The organism is Planococcus shenhongbingii, assembly GCF_030413635.1.
Taxonomy (GTDB): Bacteria; Bacillota; Bacilli; order Bacillales_A; family Planococcaceae; genus Planococcus; species Planococcus shenhongbingii.
The window spans coordinates 2,196,079-2,213,438 of record NZ_CP129235.1; the positions used below are offsets into that span (position 1 = coordinate 2,196,079).

Here is a 17,360-nt window from a genome sequence, read left to right on the forward strand (position 1 = left end):
CGGCTCACCCTTCCTGAGAAATGGACATCTTCTCTTTAATTTCAAAATGCAAGTATTTCTGGACAAGATCAATGGTAACGGAGCCGATTTTCTCGCCATGGTCGTCGACAACTATCACTTGGTCGGCTTCCTGATTCATCAGCATGGATAAGGTATTCCGCAAATCCTGCTGGACATGGATCGTTTTGGTGTCTTGAATAGAAGCATCCACTTGCCCAAGTCCAATTTTTTCCTGCAAATCTTTTACGGTATGCAGACTTAAACTTTTAATGGCCCGGTCTTGCCCAAAAAATTGAGAAACAAATTCATTTTTCGGATGTGTCAGCATTTCTGAAGGGGTAGCATATTGCATAATTTCCCCGTTGCGCAAAAGGACAATTTTATCAGCCATTTTAATGGCTTCATCAATATCATGGCTGACAAAAAGAATCGTTTTTTTGACTTCCCGCTGAATCTGCAAAAATTCATCTTGAATTTTTTCCCGGATAATCGGATCAAGCGCTCCGAATGGCTCATCCATTAGCATGACAGGAGGATCAGCTGCCAAAGCCCGGACTACACCGATGCGCTGCTGCTGGCCTCCTGACAATTCATAAGGAAAGCGTTTCCGATATTCTTCCGCATCTAAGCCGATTAGCTTCATCAAATAAGCAAAGCGTTCGCGTTTGTCTTTCTTGCTCCAGCCGAGAAGGTCCGGAACCAGCATGACGTTTTCTTCTATCGTCATATTAGGGAAAAGTCCGTTGCTTTGTATTACGTATCCAATATTGCGTCTTAGTTCAATGGCATCCAAATCCATGGAATCCTGGCCATTAATACGGATCGTGCCTGCTGAAATGGATTCCAAACGGTTCACCATTCTCAATAACGTGGTTTTTCCGCAGCCGGACGGTCCTAAAAGGACCACGATTTCACCTTGTTCTACGGTAAAGTCAACATCGTTGACCGCTATTTTTTCATCATTGTATGATTTTGTTACATGATTAAACGCTATCATTCCTTCACCTCTATGCAATTATTCGACTAAAGCTTTGTTTGTAAAACGTTTTTGAATCAATAGCAAAATGGCATCCGCAATAATTGCCAGAATTGCTACGGCAATGGAACCGCTGATGATTAAATAATTGTCGCCCCGGCTGATTCCTTGAGTAATCAGAACGCCTAGTCCACCGGCGCCGATATAGGCTGCAATGACAGCAATCCCAATATTCAAGACCACCGCTGTCCGGATGCCTGCCATGATGATCGGCAACGCGTTTGGAATTTCGACCCGCCAGATGCGCTGATGAGTTTTCATCCCCATGCCGATTGCCGCATCCCGCATGTCCGGATCAACATTTTTTATAGCTGTATATGTATTTCGGATAATCGGAAGCTGTGAATACAGTACGAGCGCAACAAAAGCCGGAAGAAAACCGATTCCCTGGCCGATAAGAGAAAAAACGGGAATCATGACGCCAAACAATGCAATACTTGGAATCGTTAAGGTGATTGAAGCAGCTTGAAGGACTATTCCTGCAAGGTATTCATTCGTTGTTAAGTAAATGCCAAGCGGCACGCCGATAGCTAAGGCCACCGCAATTGCTAACGTGACTAAAACAGCATGGTCTACGGTCAATTCCAAAATTCTTGGTGCATTCACCTCTAGAAATTTCAACCATTTTTCCACTTTATCTCCCCTTTCATGTCATAGGTAGAATAGCAAATTCACCTTCTACTTCGTTTTTGAGCACTCAATAAAATAAGAGCTGCTCAGCTCTTTATTTTATTGAATGTTCTATTTTTTACCGCTTCAATTATACCATATGCTAAATATTTCCTTAAGAAGCAGAAGAATGACAACCATATAATAATTCCCCACTTAGTGTATAGGTAAACATGTTATATAAAAATAGTATTTATAAGAAAAATGACTGAATTATTTGATTTTACAATAAACTGCCTTAAAGGTATACTCGATGGTAAAAGAACCATGGTCAGTTTGGCTCCTCTGCTATTGCTAAGCTCTTCTTTATCTTCCGGAACATTGTGAAATAGTACCCCAATAAGGGAGTGGATCTTAATGAATATGACAGAATTACAATCTCCTGCCGAGATACGCCAGTTGATCAGAGAAGGCAGATGGCAGCAGCCGACTTCCGGCTTAGCAAATGGTTATCTGCAAGCCAATTTGGCAATTTTGCCAAAGGAAATGGCTTTTGACTTCCTGCTGTTTTGCCAGCGCAACCCGAAATTCTGCCCGCTGATCGATGTTACTGAATCGGGCTCGTTTGTGCCGGCCTTATCTGCGCCGTCGGCCGATCTGCGGACCGATCTACCAAAATACCGCGTTTACCGTAATGGTGTACTGACCGAAGAAAAGGACAATATCCTGGATCTCTGGAATGAAGATATGGTCGGATTTTTAATCGGCTGCAGTTTCACTTTTGAAGAAGCATTAATCAGCAATGGCATTCCCATGCGGCATAACGAAGAAAACTGCAATGTGCCGATGTTCAGAACTGCCATCCCTGCAGTGAAAGCTGGACGGTTTGAAGGCCCTACAGTGGTCAGCATGCGGCCGGTAGCAGAAAAAGACGTTGTTCGCGCCGTTCAAGTTACCAGCCGGTTTCCGAGTGCCCATGGTGCTCCCGTCCATATCGGCAATCCGGCGAGCCTTGGCATTAACGATATAAACGCCCCTGACTTTGGAGACCGCGTCACCATCAAAGAAGGGGAAATACCTGTCTTTTGGGCATGTGGAGTGACCCCGCAAGCCATCGCGATGCACGTAAAACCTGAGATCATGATTACTCATGCACCCGGGCATATGTTCATCACCGATTTAAAATCAGCAGAAATCAGCGTCATTTGATGAAATGATTAGTTGAAGCCAGTTAGAAGCCTGTACAGCTGTTTTTCGCTGTACAGGCTTCTTTTGTCTCCATACAAAAACCGTAGCAGGAAACCCCGACGGTTTCCTGCTGCGGAAAATGATATCAGTTATTCATATAGATTCGGCAGCCACATGGACAGCGAAGGTAGAAAGGTGATGACCAGCAAGCAAATGATCATCGTAAACAAAAACGGTAAAACGGAGACAGCTATCCGTTCGAAACGGATACCGCCGACACTGGATGCCACAAACAAATTGACGCCGAGTGGAGGCGTGATAAAGCCGATGGCCAAGTTGGCAACCAAGATGACACCGAAATGGATCGGGTCAACTCCTACTGCCACCACAATTGGCAAGAGAATCGGCGTCAAAACAACCAATGCCGAAATGGTATCGATAAACATTCCAACTACTAGCAACAACAAGTTGATGGCCATTAAAATGACAAGCGGATTCGTTGATAACTGGGTCAGGTAATCAGAAATTTCTCCCGGAATCTGTTCGATGGTCATGAAATAGGCAAACGATACCGAAAGTCCAATGATGATCATCGTCGTGGCATTGATGACAATCGCCTGGCGGAAACTCTCATACAAGCCTTCCCACGACAATTCCTTGTAGACGAATTTACCGATAATGATGGCATATACAACAGCGACTACGGCTGCTTCTGTAGGAGAGAAAATACCGCCGTAGATGCCTCCAAGAATGATGACGGGAATCAGTAAAGCCCATTTCGCTTCCCAGAAGGTTTTTACGACATCTTTAAATTCAAAAGTGGATGCTTCTCCAGGCTCTGGCTTATAACCGCGTTTTCTTGAAATCAAATAAGCAGTGATTAATAACCCCACGCCAATCAATATCCCTGGGAGAATACCGGCCAAGAACATGCTTCCGACCGAAACCCCACCAATGACGCCATATAACACGAAAGGAATACTCGGCGGAATGATAACACCGATCGAACCGGCCGAAGCCGCCACCGCCGAAGCGAAGCCTCCATCGTATTTACGCGCAATCATTGCCGGAATCATAAAGCTGCCTATTGCGGCGACAGTCGCAGGGCCAGAACCCGAAATGGCTGCAAAAAACATACAGGCAACAATCGTCACCATGCTGAGTCCGCCAGTCATCCAACCGACCAGTGCAGAAGCTAACGCGAGCAGCCGCCGTGAAACCCCGCCTTTCCCCATTAAAATACCAGCTAGCATGAAGAATGGAATCGCCAGCAATGGAAACGAATCGAGTGATGTAAATGCTTTTTGAGTGATGATGCTAAGAGGCAGGTTGGTTCCGAAATAAATCGCAGTCAACGCTGAAACGCCTAAGGCGAATGCAATCGGCACGCCGATAAATAAACAGACAAATAAAGTGCCAAATAAAAGGGCTATCGTCATGCTGGAATGTCCCCTCCCTTATGCATTTCATAATCGCCTTTCCAGATTTGGATCAATTGCTGGATCAACCGGATACACATGCCGATTCCACCCAGTGGTATCGCCAAAAATGGCATCCACATCGGCAATTGCATGGCTGGTGTAACTTGGCCATTGGTGAAACTCGCAAGTACGAGGTCGGTTCCGAAATAGGCCAAAAATAAAGCCATCCCAAACCAAATGACTACACTGATACTCTCCAATATTTTTCTTGTCAGACCTTGGAAACGAGTGACAAAGGCCTCCACACGAATATGTTCACGCAATTTGACCGCATAACTCGCACCGATCCATACTTGGAAAATATGTATATAACGGGCCATTTCTTCCGTCCAGCTCGGTGCATCGGAAAACACATAACGCCCGACAACTTGTCCGAAAATCAAGGCTACCATCACCACAAGCGTTAACACAAGAAACGCTTCTTCCGCTTTCTCAAACCTCTTAATCATTTCCACACTTCCTTTCAAAAATGAAAAATCAAGGAATTACTTCCTTGACTCTTCATTTGTTTAGCATCTTCTTTATTCATTCGCCGCAAGTGCCTGGTCAATCAGATCCTTGCCGATTTGCTCTTCATATTTTGTGTAAACCGGCTCTGCCGCTTCACGGAATGCGTTGCGCTGCTCATCCGCCAATTCATGGACTTGCATGCCTTCCGCTTTTAATTTTTCAAGGAATTCAGCATCTTGCTGCTGTGCCAGTTCACGCTGTTCTGAACGGAACTCTTCAGACGCTTCCATCACCAGACTTTGCAAATCTTCAGGCAGGCTGTTATAGAAATCATCGTTCACCAAAAGCGCAGTCGCTGCGTAAACATGCCCTGTCAATGTCAGGTAATCCTGAACTTCATAGAATTTGTTTGTGTAATACAAGGAAATTGGGCAATCCATCGCATCGTAAGTGCCTTGTTGAAGTGCCGTGTAAAGTTCGCCAAAAGCAAATGGTGATGCATTTGCCCCAAACGCATTGAATGTATCCGTGTGCAGTGGGCTTTCCAATGTCCGCATTTTTAACCCATCCATGTCTTCGGGTACTTCAATCGGCCCTTCGTTGTTCGATACATGACGGAAGCCATTTTCGCCGAATACCAGTCCCTTTATGCCGTTATTTTCCAAATCCGCCATTAACTCTTGTCCTAATTCACCGTCAAGTGCTTTATAAGCGGCTTCGTTGTTATTGAATAAGAATGGCAGATCAAATACCTGGAATTTATCATTGAATGATGCCATCGCAGCAACGGCTGGGATCGTCATTTCAACATTCCCAAGCTGCACAGCTTCAATCGCTTCCCGGTCCGAGCCGTAAAGCTGGCCGTTCGGATAAAGCTCTACCTTTAAGCGGCCATCCGACTCGGCTTCCAATTTCTTTTTAAATGCTTCAGCCGCAATATGAGACGATTGCTCTTCCGGCACTAGATGTGCAATCCTGATTGTAAAAGTCTCTCCGCTCGTTTCCCCGTTTTCTGAAGTTGTACCGCCGCTATCCGGGCGCCCACATGCTGATAAAATAAATAATCCGATAAGTAATAATCCGAGTAATTTCTTCATAATTCCTCCTGTAAAATGTATTTCAGCAATCGGTTTTCAATATTGTCGAGATGAATCGCCAATTGCTGTTTGGCTTCGTCGATATTTCCTTTTTCAATCGCATCAATAATCGCCTGGTGTTCGGCGTATGCTTTTTCCGCACTGTCAGCAATTGCATCGGATAACAGCATAAACGCTCTACTTCCGCCGGTGTTGATTCCTTTTATGATTTCTTTCAACCGCCTGTTTTTATGGCTCCGACACAACAAGGAATGAAATTCCTGATCTAAATCCATAAAAATGACAAAGTCTTTTTTCTGAATCATCTTCCATTGCTGTACTGCATTTTCCTTCAACTCATCTACGAAACGCTTTTGATCTGCTTTCGACAATTTTTCAAGTCCTTGAATTTCCAACAATTTCCGAAGTTCCATAATTTCTACGACATCTTGGCGAGTAAATTTGGCGACAATAGCGGGCCTTGTTTTCCTCAATTCGATAAGCGCATCAACAGCCAGTCTTTTTAACGCTTCTCTTAAAGGCGTTCTGCTGATTCCCAGTTCTACAGCCAGCCTTTCTTCCGGCAGTTCTTCGCCGGGTTTCAACTCTCCGGTGATAATCAATTTCTTGATATACTCATATGCCTGCTCCGCCAAAGTGGTTTTTTTTATTAATTTTTCCATGAATCCTCCTTTCTCATAATTAATCTTCACAGTGTATACTGTATACAGAAAAGTATAGGGGAAGATTTTTGAATTGTAAATGAAATTTTCGGAATTGACTGATATTTATGTGAATAAAAAGGATAAAAGTAATAGATTTCCTTGACTAATTACAACTTTCAAATGACTGCTTTTAAATTTTCATCGCTGTAAAAACAACTGCTTTTATGTACAATAATAAGAAATGAATGAAAAAGAGTTAGGAACCGAAATAAGATGGTTCAAGGAGACGTGTCATTGGAAACCCTGCTAGTATTTAAAAGTTCATATTCAAATAAGTTTTGGAAAATATCTGTGGCAGAAAGTTCGTTTGCGGTCACTTACGGAAGAATCGGCACTGCCGGAACAGTCAGAGTGAAAGATTTCCCTTCAATAGAAGCCTGTGAAAAAGAAGCCCATCGGCTCATTCAATCAAAACTCAAAAAAGGCTATCTGCCGGCAGAAAGGGCTGAACAAGTTGTAAAAGAAAGTACGATGACAGAATCGCACTTCTGGCATTTGATAGATGAATGCGGTGATCATGGTGAAGATTCCCTTGAACAGATGGAGTGGCTGGTTTCTCATTTAGCTAAAAAACCGGTACTGGATATCCTGGTATTTGAGTCCATCCTGAAGGAGCATTACACCAAGTCCTATACTTCCGAGTTATGGGCCGCTGCCTATATTGCTATGGGCGGCTGTTCTGACGATAGCTTCGATTATTTCCGGGCATGGATCCTGTACCTGGGGAAAGAAGTTTATTACGAGGCGATTGAAGATCCGGAGTCGCTTCTTCCCTATTTACTGCTGCTGAAAGAACAAGAAGAAATTCCCCAATTGGAAGAGTTCCTATTCGTCGCAAGCAGCGCATACGAAGAGAAAACCGGCCAAGAATTCGAAGAATATTTGAACCTGTATGGCCAATTGACGGAACAAGATGACAGCGAACCGGAAATTGATTTAGATTGGGATGAAGACGATCAAGAAGCTTTGCGCAAAATATTGCCCAATTTTTGGGAAGCCTTTCACGAAAACCCTTTATAAAGTTGAAGAGCACAAAATAAGCATCTGTCTCGTTTCAAAAACTATCAAATAGAAAAAAGGGAAGAAAAATTGCAGTTACTCCGCAATTTTTCTTCCCTTTCGTTTTCTGTTACTTTCAAAACTATATTATTGCAATCCGTACGGCACTAAACCTTCTTTATTCACTTTAATGCGCCAAACCTCATTTTTGGAAGACTCGGTGACATACAGATAGCCTTCGTGGAATGCCAGATTGGTTGTAAATGTTCCCGTGCCTTTAGGAAGACGGATCGTTCCGTATTTGAACCCATCTTTGTCCTGGACAACGACTTCCCCGGCCTGGAAATGGGCAACGTATAGATTTCCTGCTTTGTCGACAGCCAATCCATCCGGTCCGATTCCGCCTTCATATTGCCCGAAGACAAATGGCGTTTCAGGTGACGGTGGTGCATTTTTTGCCGGAGCAGCTAGAACTCTGTTTTTGCCAAACTCGGAAATATAAACACGGCTGCCATCAGCGGAAATAGCGACTCCGTTCGGATATGCAATTTTATCTGCAAACAAAACTGGCTCTTTGCTGTTTGCCGGCAAGTAGAAGACGCGTCCGACCGGGTTGGTTGCACTGGATCCCATTGGCTCCGTGAAATACAAGCCGCCGTCTTTATCAAAAACTAAGTCGTTCAACCCGTTTAACGGCTTGCCTTTATAAGTGCTTACGACAGTTTCGCTTTTCCCTGTTTTCGGATTATATGCATGGATGACTCCCGTGATGTCCGTGATGAAAAGACGGCCATCTTTGTGGAATTTCGCTCCTACAGGGCCCGGATATTTTCTAACCTGTTCAACTTTATTTCCTTTTACTTTAAGAAGTTCTCCTGACATCGGGCTAACCATCCAAATGTTGCCTTTACGGTCGAAGTTAATGCCTTCCATAAAGCCGCCATCGCCTTTTACAACTTTTTCCCATTTGGCTTTAGCAGGAATGATTTCTGAGATGTTATGCCTTTCTCCTTTTGGCACCGGTTTTGTCTCATACAATGATTTGGCGCCGACAAAGCCTGCCGCTACAAGCAAGAAAACAAGCAATATGGCTACTGTAAACCCTCTTTTTTTCATTTACATGACTCCTCCTTTTCGAATGAATTCATTCGTTTTTTATTTCTGCAGCAATTCTGAATTTCAATTTTAATGAAAAGAGTTCCGGATAAAACGTGGTTCACGTTCTAAGTGGAAACTCCTCACCAAAATAAATAACTGCTAGCACAAAATATAACCTTAATACAAAACTGAAACCACAAGCAATGGCATTTGAGTTTTTTAATTATTCAGTAATTATTTCTCTTTATTAATAGGATTAACTTTGTTAAACTTATTGGTTTTTTCCCATAAACTTATAAGTTGCTGCTAATTCGAAAAGTTCGTTGCTTAATGGTTTAAAAACAGGCAACGATTGCTGCGTTTACAAGCAATAAAAAAAGCTGCCCAACTAAAGGCAGCTTAGTTTTACACCTTACAACGAAAATGAAATCCATATCGTTGGAATAATACAATATTCCTGTAAACGACTCTATCCTTCTTTCTTGCATTACCGTTTAATGCCGCTGAAGTTCCCGGCAAATGTCATCGGGGCTTCTAGACCCACCAAAAACAACACAAGCGTTGTATCGGCAAGAAGTTCAATTTGCGCCAATTCATCCACTTCGCCCGTATTGGCATCTCCTATATGCGAGTTAGCAGCTGCTCTAGCGCTTTGTTCTCTCATTGACATAATCATCTTCAATGACTAATGGATTTTCTACAAAATTAATCTTTTTCATCACTTGCTTAATGACAATCGGAAAAAAGTAAGCTCCAAAAAAAGCACAAAAGAACGCCTGCGACCAGGTTTTGAACCATTCGGATAAAAATTCCTCAGTATAGCCTGTACTCAAGGAGACTAATACAAAAGTGATGAAAACAGACATGGACAATGCCATGAAAAACGCAAAAATAATATTCCGGTATTTGATGTTGATGTTTATTATAGGCACCTCCCTATGTCCTTAATAAAAGCATGGCTGCTGCACTGCTACCCTACACTAATTTTCACTCTTATTTTAGCACCAGCATTAAGATTATCATAAGGAGAATTTAAATTGTTGCAATACTTACTTTAGCAAGTTAACCCTCTATCACTGATCAGCTGTTGCTGCGAAACTTCAATTTCCTGAAATTTTAATGCGTACAGTGTTATTGCCTTCAAGCTCATCACAATAAATCAATTGAAAAAATCGCATTTCTGATATCGATGCTAAACAAAAATCACATGTTCACCATTAAAAGAGAGAAACTCTTATTCTCTTTTTTCATTCCGCTCCAGGGCGGACGCTTTCCGCGGGCACGGCTTCAGTCGCTTCCTTCGCTTTGCTCAGTCCAGGGTCTTCAGCTCGCGCTGTCCCGCTGGAGTCGCCGCCTTCCGCTGCATTTAACTCGCTTTCACCACTTTTAAAGACGCTCTAAAAGTGATAAAAGAGAGCAGAATGCAGCGGAAGGTGGGCGAAGGGCAAACATGTGCTCCTGCATCGCTGCGCTAGCTTCGTCGCAAACGAACCATGCAAAAGTGCTTTTGCACGCTTCGCTTCCTGCGGAAATAACATGAGCTGAAGGCCCCGCAGGAGCGAAGCGACGAGGAGACTGAAGCCATGTCCGCGGAAAGCGTCCCACCTGGAGCGAAATGTGAAAAGGCTATCGAGAGTTTCCCGATAGCCTTAAAAGAGGAGAAACTTCACATGAAGCTTCTCTTTTTCTTTCAATTGATGCATTAATGATTGCTTGTCTATCATTATCACCGAAATAAAAATTAATTAGACGGAATCAAGTTAATGACAACGCTGCCGCGTTTATGCCCGGTTTCAACATAACTGTGAGCCGCAGCAACTTGATCCAAAGAATAACGCTTATCTATGACAGACTTGATCTTTCCTGATTCAATCAATTCTTTGAGGAAAAGCATATCCTCTTTGCGCATCTTCGCTACTCCGCCTTTCATTTTCTTATTGCCTCTAATCGAAGTAGCAATCATTTGCACATATTGTGGAATTCCTGCTACTGCTGCCAGATAAACACCGTTTTTTCTCAAGGATTTTTTGCATTTCGAAAACGAAGTTTTGCCGACCGTGTCAAAAATAAGATCAAACGTCATACCTGATTTAGTGAAATCTTCTTGGGTATAATCGATGACATGATCAGCACCCAATGATTTCACAAGCGCTACATTCCGGCCACTGCAGACCGCTGTAACCTGTGTGCCGAAATGTTTGGCCAGCTGTACTGCATAGGTGCCTAATGCGCCGGAAGCACCGTAGATGAGCACTTTTTGCCCTTCCCGTATATGCCCTTTATCTCTTAGGAAAAATAGAGAAGTTGTCGCTCCAAATGGAACGGAAGCAGCTTCTTCGAATGTCATATTGGCCGGTTTGATGGCGATAGCTCCTTCTTCATTCACGCATACATATTCTGCGTTTGCGCCAAGCTTGACTCCGGTGCCGCAAAACACCAAATCCCCTTTTTTAAATGTTTTAACGTCTTTTCCCACAGCTTCTACTTCTCCAGACAGCTCCGTTCCCAATATCCCGACTTTCGGTTTTTTCAAGCCATAAAAAAACCGGACAGCAAATGGATCCGCCCTTCGCACTCTGCAGTCACCCGTGCTCGCTGTTGTTGCATACACTTTCACCAGTACTTCATCATCTTTAGGAATAGGTTTTTCCACTTCTGTTAGCTTCAACACTTCCGGCGGCCCGTATTTTTTATGGACACTTGCTTTCATAATAAAAACTCCCTTCATATTATTTGGATGGTGTGAATGGAGACCTTTTACTAATTTGCCGATTAAGCTCAACGTGCCTGTCTTCAACAATAAAATTTAAAATCAATAAAAAGATTTAATTTTCAGACTTTTTATTTTAAGTGTATCTTATATATTTTTATTAGCAATCTAAAATTCCACTTATATGGATTAATCCAGTGAGGAGTATGAAGTCGTTAATATACGGTCTAACAGCTGCCCAACAGGCTGCATGAAGAAATTAAGAATCAGCCCGCCCAAGCAGACGGTCAATAGAGTGCCGATGCCAATCGGACCTTTCAGCATAAAAGCCATAATCAAAAATACGAGATAAATGAATGTTCTTGACATAAATATATTCGTTCCAGTCAGGTCCTTTAAAATCAATGTCAGCCGGTCCACAGGAATCGGAGCGAAATTCGTATGCAGATAAGTAGCCGTCCCTGCTCCCATAGCAAGAAGACCGATGGCAAAGCAAGCCGCTTGGCTGTGCCATAGTTCAGGCGTGACCACATCGCTCAAAAAGAATAGCCAAAAATCTATGCCGATTCCCGTTATAACAGCTGTCGCCAGCCCAACAACTTCAGGCCGCTGTCTTATTAATAGTGAATTGCATCCGATGATCAGGATAGCCAGCACGACTTCCCAGCTTCCTACTGTCAACCCCACTGTTTCAGAAAGTCCTACCAAAACGGCATCAAATGGAGAAGTTCCGAGATTTGATTGTATGGTAAAAGCTATTCCTAAAGTCAAAAGAAGAATTCCTAAAACGAAAAAAATATATTTCACTTTGCACACCTTCTTTCTTTAAATTATTATTGCAAATGCAACAATTATGGAGTAAATTCAATATAGTCCTTTCTTTATTGCAAATGCAACAAAAATATTTACAAGGGAGCTTTTTTATGAAAGAAATTCTGCGCGAAATTGGCATGATCGCGAGAGCTTTGGATTCGATCAGCAACATCGAATTCAAAGAATTTGACCTTACCAAAGGGCAGTATTTATACTTGGTGCGAATATGCGAGAACCCTGGAATCATTCAGGAACAGCTGGTGGACCTGATTAAAGTAGACCGCTCCACCGCAACACGCGCTATCCAAAAACTAGAAACTAACGGCTTTATTGAGAAGAAAGAAGATCCACACAATAAAAAAACGAAAAAGCTATTTCCTACCGAAAAAGGGAAATCGGTATATCCTTTTATCAAGAGAGAAAATGAACATTCCGATCAGGTGGCGTTAGAAGGCTTTTCCAAAAAGGAAGCAGAAACTGCTTTTGAACTGCTGCAGCGCATCAGAAAAAATGTTGAAAAAGACTGGGAATTTGTCAAAAAAGGCAATAAGCGAGACTATTAACGATACAAAGGAGCGACTTATCCAAATGATGGCGACGATAAAAAAATGCACGCTTACAGATGTCCACGATCTTCAAACAATCAGTGTGGAGACATTTACCGAAACTTTTAAAGAACATAATCTTCCTGAACATTTAAATGCCTATTTGGAAAAGGCCTATAACTTGAAGCAGCTGCAACAAGAAATAGCCAATCCGTCTTCACAGTTCTTTTTAGTTTATTTCAATGAAGATATTGCTGGATATTTAAAGGTCAACACTGATGAAGCGCAGACGGAAGCGATGGATGATGACTCATTTGAAGTCGAGCGGATTTACGTTAAGAGAAAGTTTCAGAAACATGGACTTGGAAAGCTTCTGCTGAACAAGGCGTTCGAACTGGCGCTGGAGCAGAAGAAAAAGAAAATTTGGCTGGGCGTCTGGGAAGATAACGAAAATGCCATTGCGTTTTATCAGAAAAAAGGGTTCGTGCAAACAGGCGCTCACTCTTTCTTTATGGGCGAAGATGAACAAACAGACTTGATCATGACCAAAACACTCCAATAAACTTTATGGGAAAGGTGGATTACTATGTTTATTCCAAAGCATTTTAAAGTAAGCGATTTTGAGGAAATCCGGGAATTTGTACAACACAATTCGTTCGGCACGCTTGTCACGACCCGAAAAGGGCGCCCCATTGCGACGCATTTGCCTTTGCAGTTGGTGAAAGAAGAAGAAGATTACTACATAACCGGGCATATGGCTTATGGGAATCCGCAGTGGCGGACATTTGAAGCTTCAGAAGAGGTCCTGGTTATGTTCCAGGGACCGCACGCCTACATCTCTTCTTCCTGGTATGAACATGAAAATGTCCCAACATGGAATTACCAGTCTGTCCATCTCTATGGATCGGCCCGCATTTTAAACGAAGAGGAATTGAAACAAGATCTGACAAGCCTAATGCAGAAATACGAGAGCCATCGTGAGAATCCCGTTTTATGGGAAAAGCTCTCCCCTTCTCTATTGGAAAAGGAATTGAAAGGGATCGTCGGATTCAAGATTCAAGTGAAGGAAATCCAGGCTGCGAATAAACTGAGCCAGAACCGCAATGAAGGGGATTATCAAAACATCGTTACTAAGCTTTATGAAGAAAATGATGTGAACTCACATCAAGTGGCGAAAGTCATGGAGAATAAAATCAAAAAAGACATAAAGCAATAATCAACTGTTTTTCAATTTTGCCGTACGCAATACAATCGAATTATTGCTGCAGGAAACCGAAAAGCTTCGCTTTCACACAGCGAAAGAAACGATTGTTTCTATACAACGGTCTATACTATAGTTTTTATCTATCATTATCATAGATTTAATCGGATAGAACCATTACGAATTTCCAGTTATACTGTAGGCAGTCTCATGGATATGAGAACTACTAAATCGTAAAGGGGTTTTAACATGACGAATCAAGAAATAGCAGGCATTAAGATTCCAGATTCCCAATTGGCAAAAGATGCAGCAGATTTATTGCGTGAGCATGGAAACGACTTGTTGTGGAACCATTCGAATCGCGTGTTTTTATTTGGTGCAGTCAATGGACAACAAGCGAAACAGAATTATGATTTAGAATTGCTTTATGTCAGTGCATTATTCCATGATTTCGGATTGACCAAAAAGTTCAGCAGCGCGGATCTGCGGTTTGAAGTAGACGGTGCAAACGCAGCAAGAAGCTTTTTACAGCATTATCAAATTCCAGATGAATCGGTTCGCCTTGTATGGGATGCTATTGCATTACATACGACTCCTGGCATAGCAGAACATAAAGAATCTGAAGTGGCACTGCTTTTCTCTGGCGTCGGTTTAGATGTAATGGGAGACGGTTTTGAGCAATTCCCTAGCGACTTGCGTGAAGAAATTGTCAAAGCTTATCCGCGCAATAATTTCAAAAAAGAAATCATACCAGCTTTTTATGAAGGATTTAAGCATAAGCCTGAAACGACTTTCGGCAATATGAAAGAAGATGTTATCCAATATTTCCAGCCGGAATATAAAAATAAAAACTTCTGTCAATGCATCCTTCATTCACCTTGGAACGAATAAGGCCAATAGTTTATAATGTGGGATTTCTCTTGATTTCCAAATGTCATTGACATAGAAAAAGCGCCAGACCAAACAGTCTGTGCGCTTTTTTCATGCTCTTTAATTCGTCTCCATTCAATTTGAAGTATGGAAAGTACAAGTGATGATATGATCGTCCACCATTCCGACGGCTTGCATGAACGAGTATGTGGTAACAGGTCCCACAAATTTGAATCCCCGCTTTTTTAACTCTTTGCTGAGCTGGACAGATAAAGGGGTTTGGGCAGGAACTTGTTGTTCGGTTTCCCAATGATTGATAATCGGTTTAAAATCCACAAAGCTCCATAAAAAATCGGAAAAACTATTAAACTCCTTTTGGATTTTCAGTATGGCTTCTGCATTGGTTCGGACGGACTGGAGCTTCGAAAGATGTTTGATCACATTATAATTCCCTTTTATTAATTCTAAATCGGGGTCGGTCAGCTTAGAGCAATAATCAATATCAAAATTACGAAAGGCTTCTTGATAGCCTTTGCGTTTTGATAAAACAATACTCCAGGATAATCCTGCTTGGGCTCCCTCTAACGATAACATTTCGAAAATATATCGATCGTCCTGATTAGGCCGGCACCATTCTTCATCATGATAAGCTTGCATCATTTCACTGCTTTGCGGCCATAGACATTGCGCCATCGGTTGCTTCACCTCTTTCCTCTAGTTACTGTCTACTGTATCACTATCGATAAGGCATTCAAGCCACTGCACCTTTTTTTGCAGAATCCGCTTATTCGCAAAGATAAGTTTGAAAAGTCTTATCCACCATAAATAAATAAACCCATTTTTATTTCCTGCAGGATTTTGCTTCATCATTAGAGAAAATACCTCATAGTAACTTTGACAACAGGGGGATATAATAATGACTTTAGCTTATAAACGAATTTTGGTGGCGGTTGATGGATCAGATGTAGCAGAATGGGCATTCAGAAAGTCGGTTGGAATAGCACAACGAAACAATGCCATACTGAATCTGATTTTTGTAATTGACACCCGTTCATTCACTGCGGTCAAATTTAATGAACTGGATATTGAAGAACAAGCATATGAGTTTGCACGAGATCTTCTCGATAAATATAAAAAAGAGGCCGAAGCAGCTGGTGTAGAGCAGGTAAATGCTATTGTTAGGCCAGGCTCTCCAAAAAAAGTCATCAGCCGTGATTTCGCCAAACAAGTTGAGGCAGACCTGATTGTATGCGGAGCAACTGGGATGAATGCATTTGAGCGTTATTTGATGGGAAGTGTTTCCCAGCATATTGTCCGCAATAGTTCCTGTGATGTTTTGGTAGTCCGTATGGATGAATCAGATCAAGCAGAGGAACAGAAAAAATCCGATTTTGAGTAATGAAGTGGTACAACCCAAACCATTTTCCTTTGGAAAGTGGTTTTTTCAATTATTTTCTCACTGATTAAATACTCTTCCGTTTTCAAGTTTAGATATTGCGAAAATACAAGGAGCTCTTTGTTCTGCGTAGGGAGAATTTGTTGGTTCATTTCAAACTTATGAAATATATGTTAAAGTTACGAATATACGTTCTTAGCTATACATAGATTGGTGAAACTAGCAATTTTAGCTGCAGATATTCCGCAATACAGCTTCGCATTCCAGCGAAGGCGTGCCCAGGGCTCGGCCATTGGTGTGAGCCATGTCCAAATCGGCCGAAGCCGTTATAAAGAAAGGAAGTGAAAATGGATGGATTTTGAGCTGGTCATGCAAGAACTTGAAGCGCTCGGCAAGGAACGAACCAAGAAGACTTATATTAGAAACGGTGCCCGTGAACCGCTGTTCGGCGTTGCTACTGGCGCCATGAAGCCGCTCGCAAAAAAAATCAAGAAAAACCAGCCTTTGGCAGATCAACTATACGCTACCGGCAATTACGATGCCATGTATTTCGCTGGCATTATTTCCGACATGACGACAGAAGAAGAATTTGAACGTTGGATGGATGGAGCGTATTTTTACATGCTGTCCGATTACGTGGTTGCGGTTTCGTTGGCAGAAGCCGATTTTGCGCAAACACTTGCCGATAAATGGATTGTCAGCGGCGAAGAGCTCAAAATGTCAGCAGGCTGGAGCTGTTATTGCTGGCTGTTGGGCAATCGTCCCGACCGTGAGTTTATTCCAAACAAACTTTCCGATATGCTGGACCAAGTGGAAAGAACCATTCAAGATTCCCCTGACCGAACGAAGATTTCCATGAATAATTTCATTTATACAGCGGCGATTTCATATGTGCCGCTCCATGAAAAGGCGATTGAGACCGCAAAAACAGTAGGACCTGTCGAAATCCGCAAAGACCAGAAAAACAGCAGCACTTTGCTTGCTTCCGAAACGATCCAAAAAGAATTGGATCGAGGAAGACTCGGTTTTAAACGGAAATATGTAAGGTGTTAATGGAGCATTATCATTTTTAATCTCATCAGAAGCTAATCGGATAGAATTGATCAGTTGCATCTATTTGAACAGTTATAATGTTCGTTATGGCAGCATTAGCAATCTGCCTG

At 42.3% G+C, this 17,360-nt stretch carries 20 protein-coding genes; 8 read left to right on the forward strand and 12 right to left on the reverse strand.

The features are described 5' to 3' along the window. Nucleotides 1-4: 4 nt before the first annotated feature. Entirely contained in the window at nucleotides 5-997 is a 993-nt protein-coding gene (locus QWY16_RS10770) for an ABC transporter ATP-binding protein (RefSeq protein WP_300989234.1), read from the reverse strand. An 18-nt stretch (nucleotides 998-1,015) separates the two neighbouring features. Further along, nucleotides 1,016-1,669: an ABC transporter permease gene (locus QWY16_RS10775; protein ID WP_300989235.1), complete on the reverse strand. Its 654-nt coding sequence runs from the start codon at nucleotides 1,667-1,669 to the stop codon at nucleotides 1,016-1,018. Nucleotides 1,670-2,068: 399 nt separating this feature from the next. Between QWY16_RS10775 and QWY16_RS10780 the strand changes: the two genes are divergently transcribed. Then, nucleotides 2,069-2,854, forward strand: coding sequence for a putative hydro-lyase (locus QWY16_RS10780; protein ID WP_300993401.1), 786 nt, complete (start codon nucleotides 2,069-2,071; stop codon nucleotides 2,852-2,854). Between the two features lie 128 nt (nucleotides 2,855-2,982). On the opposite strand, the gene QWY16_RS10785 is transcribed toward QWY16_RS10780, so the two are convergent. From QWY16_RS10785 to QWY16_RS10800, 4 genes are all read right to left on the reverse strand, one after another. Beyond that, on the reverse strand, nucleotides 2,983-4,272 hold the full coding sequence (locus QWY16_RS10785; RefSeq protein ID WP_300989236.1) for a TRAP transporter large permease: 1,290 nt from the start codon (nucleotides 4,270-4,272) through the stop codon (nucleotides 2,983-2,985). Then, nucleotides 4,269-4,763, reverse strand: a complete 495-nt coding sequence (locus QWY16_RS10790; RefSeq protein ID WP_300989237.1) for a TRAP transporter small permease — start codon at nucleotides 4,761-4,763, stop codon at nucleotides 4,269-4,271. Before QWY16_RS10790 ends, QWY16_RS10785 begins: the two co-directional genes overlap by 4 nt. A 72-nt stretch (nucleotides 4,764-4,835) precedes the next feature. Beyond that, entirely contained in the window at nucleotides 4,836-5,861 is a 1,026-nt protein-coding gene (locus QWY16_RS10795; protein WP_300989238.1) for a TRAP transporter substrate-binding protein, read from the reverse strand. Beyond that, nucleotides 5,858-6,523: a GntR family transcriptional regulator gene (locus QWY16_RS10800; RefSeq protein ID WP_300989239.1), complete on the reverse strand. Its 666-nt coding sequence runs from the start codon at nucleotides 6,521-6,523 to the stop codon at nucleotides 5,858-5,860. Before QWY16_RS10800 ends, QWY16_RS10795 begins: the two co-directional genes overlap by 4 nt. A gap of 270 nt (nucleotides 6,524-6,793) precedes the next feature. Here QWY16_RS10800 and QWY16_RS10805 point away from each other — a divergent pair, with 270 nt between their 5' ends. Further along, entirely contained in the window at nucleotides 6,794-7,585 is a 792-nt protein-coding gene (locus QWY16_RS10805) for a DUF4240 domain-containing protein (protein WP_300993403.1), read from the forward strand. A 126-nt stretch (nucleotides 7,586-7,711) separates the two neighbouring features. Here QWY16_RS10805 and QWY16_RS10810 read toward each other — a convergent pair whose 3' ends face one another. From QWY16_RS10810 to QWY16_RS10830, 5 genes are all read right to left on the reverse strand, one after another. Continuing rightward, on the reverse strand, nucleotides 7,712-8,680 hold the full coding sequence (locus QWY16_RS10810) for an SMP-30/gluconolactonase/LRE family protein (RefSeq protein WP_300989240.1): 969 nt from the start codon (nucleotides 8,678-8,680) through the stop codon (nucleotides 7,712-7,714). 469 nt (nucleotides 8,681-9,149) lie between these two features. Next, complete coding sequence (locus tag QWY16_RS10815; RefSeq protein ID WP_300989241.1) at nucleotides 9,150-9,326, reverse strand: hypothetical protein; 177 nt, start codon at nucleotides 9,324-9,326, stop codon at nucleotides 9,150-9,152. Then, nucleotides 9,307-9,594 (reverse strand): DUF2798 domain-containing protein, encoded by a 288-nt coding sequence (locus tag QWY16_RS10820; RefSeq protein ID WP_300989242.1) that lies wholly within the window; start codon nucleotides 9,592-9,594, stop codon nucleotides 9,307-9,309. The genes QWY16_RS10815 and QWY16_RS10820 overlap by 20 nt, the downstream gene beginning before the upstream one ends. 809 nt (nucleotides 9,595-10,403) lie before the next feature. Next, nucleotides 10,404-11,372: an NAD(P)-dependent alcohol dehydrogenase gene (locus QWY16_RS10825; protein ID WP_300989243.1), complete on the reverse strand. Its 969-nt coding sequence runs from the start codon at nucleotides 11,370-11,372 to the stop codon at nucleotides 10,404-10,406. Between the two features lie 189 nt (nucleotides 11,373-11,561). Next, a complete protein-coding gene (locus QWY16_RS10830) occupies nucleotides 11,562-12,179 on the reverse strand; it encodes a YczE/YyaS/YitT family protein (protein WP_300989244.1) in 618 nt (205 codons plus the stop codon). A gap of 116 nt (nucleotides 12,180-12,295) precedes the next feature. Here QWY16_RS10830 and QWY16_RS10835 point away from each other — a divergent pair, with 116 nt between their 5' ends. From QWY16_RS10835 to QWY16_RS10850, 4 genes are all read left to right on the forward strand, one after another. After that, a complete protein-coding gene (locus tag QWY16_RS10835) occupies nucleotides 12,296-12,748 on the forward strand; it encodes a MarR family winged helix-turn-helix transcriptional regulator (protein WP_300989245.1) in 453 nt (150 codons plus the stop codon). Nucleotides 12,749-12,773: 25 nt separating this feature from the next. Then, on the forward strand, nucleotides 12,774-13,292 hold the full coding sequence (gene paiA / locus QWY16_RS10840) for a spermidine/spermine N(1)-acetyltransferase (RefSeq protein ID WP_300989246.1): 519 nt from the start codon (nucleotides 12,774-12,776) through the stop codon (nucleotides 13,290-13,292). Nucleotides 13,293-13,316: 24 nt separating this feature from the next. Next, entirely contained in the window at nucleotides 13,317-13,946 is a 630-nt protein-coding gene (locus QWY16_RS10845; protein WP_300989247.1) for an FMN-binding negative transcriptional regulator, read from the forward strand. 234 nt (nucleotides 13,947-14,180) lie between these two features. Further along, a complete protein-coding gene (locus tag QWY16_RS10850; RefSeq protein WP_300989248.1) occupies nucleotides 14,181-14,822 on the forward strand; it encodes an HD domain-containing protein in 642 nt (213 codons plus the stop codon). A 114-nt stretch (nucleotides 14,823-14,936) separates the two neighbouring features. Here QWY16_RS10850 and QWY16_RS10855 read toward each other — a convergent pair whose 3' ends face one another. Next, nucleotides 14,937-15,494 carry a DNA-3-methyladenine glycosylase I gene (locus QWY16_RS10855; RefSeq protein WP_300993404.1) on the reverse strand — a complete coding sequence of 186 codons (558 nt, stop codon included), beginning with the start codon at nucleotides 15,492-15,494 and terminating at the stop codon, nucleotides 14,937-14,939. Nucleotides 15,495-15,717: 223 nt separating this feature from the next. Here QWY16_RS10855 and QWY16_RS10860 point away from each other — a divergent pair, with 223 nt between their 5' ends. Beyond that, entirely contained in the window at nucleotides 15,718-16,200 is a 483-nt protein-coding gene (locus QWY16_RS10860; protein ID WP_300989249.1) for a universal stress protein, read from the forward strand. Between the two features lie 348 nt (nucleotides 16,201-16,548). After that, nucleotides 16,549-17,250, forward strand: a complete 702-nt coding sequence (locus QWY16_RS10865; RefSeq protein ID WP_300989250.1) for a DNA alkylation repair protein — start codon at nucleotides 16,549-16,551, stop codon at nucleotides 17,248-17,250. Nucleotides 17,251-17,360 lie beyond the last annotated feature (110 nt).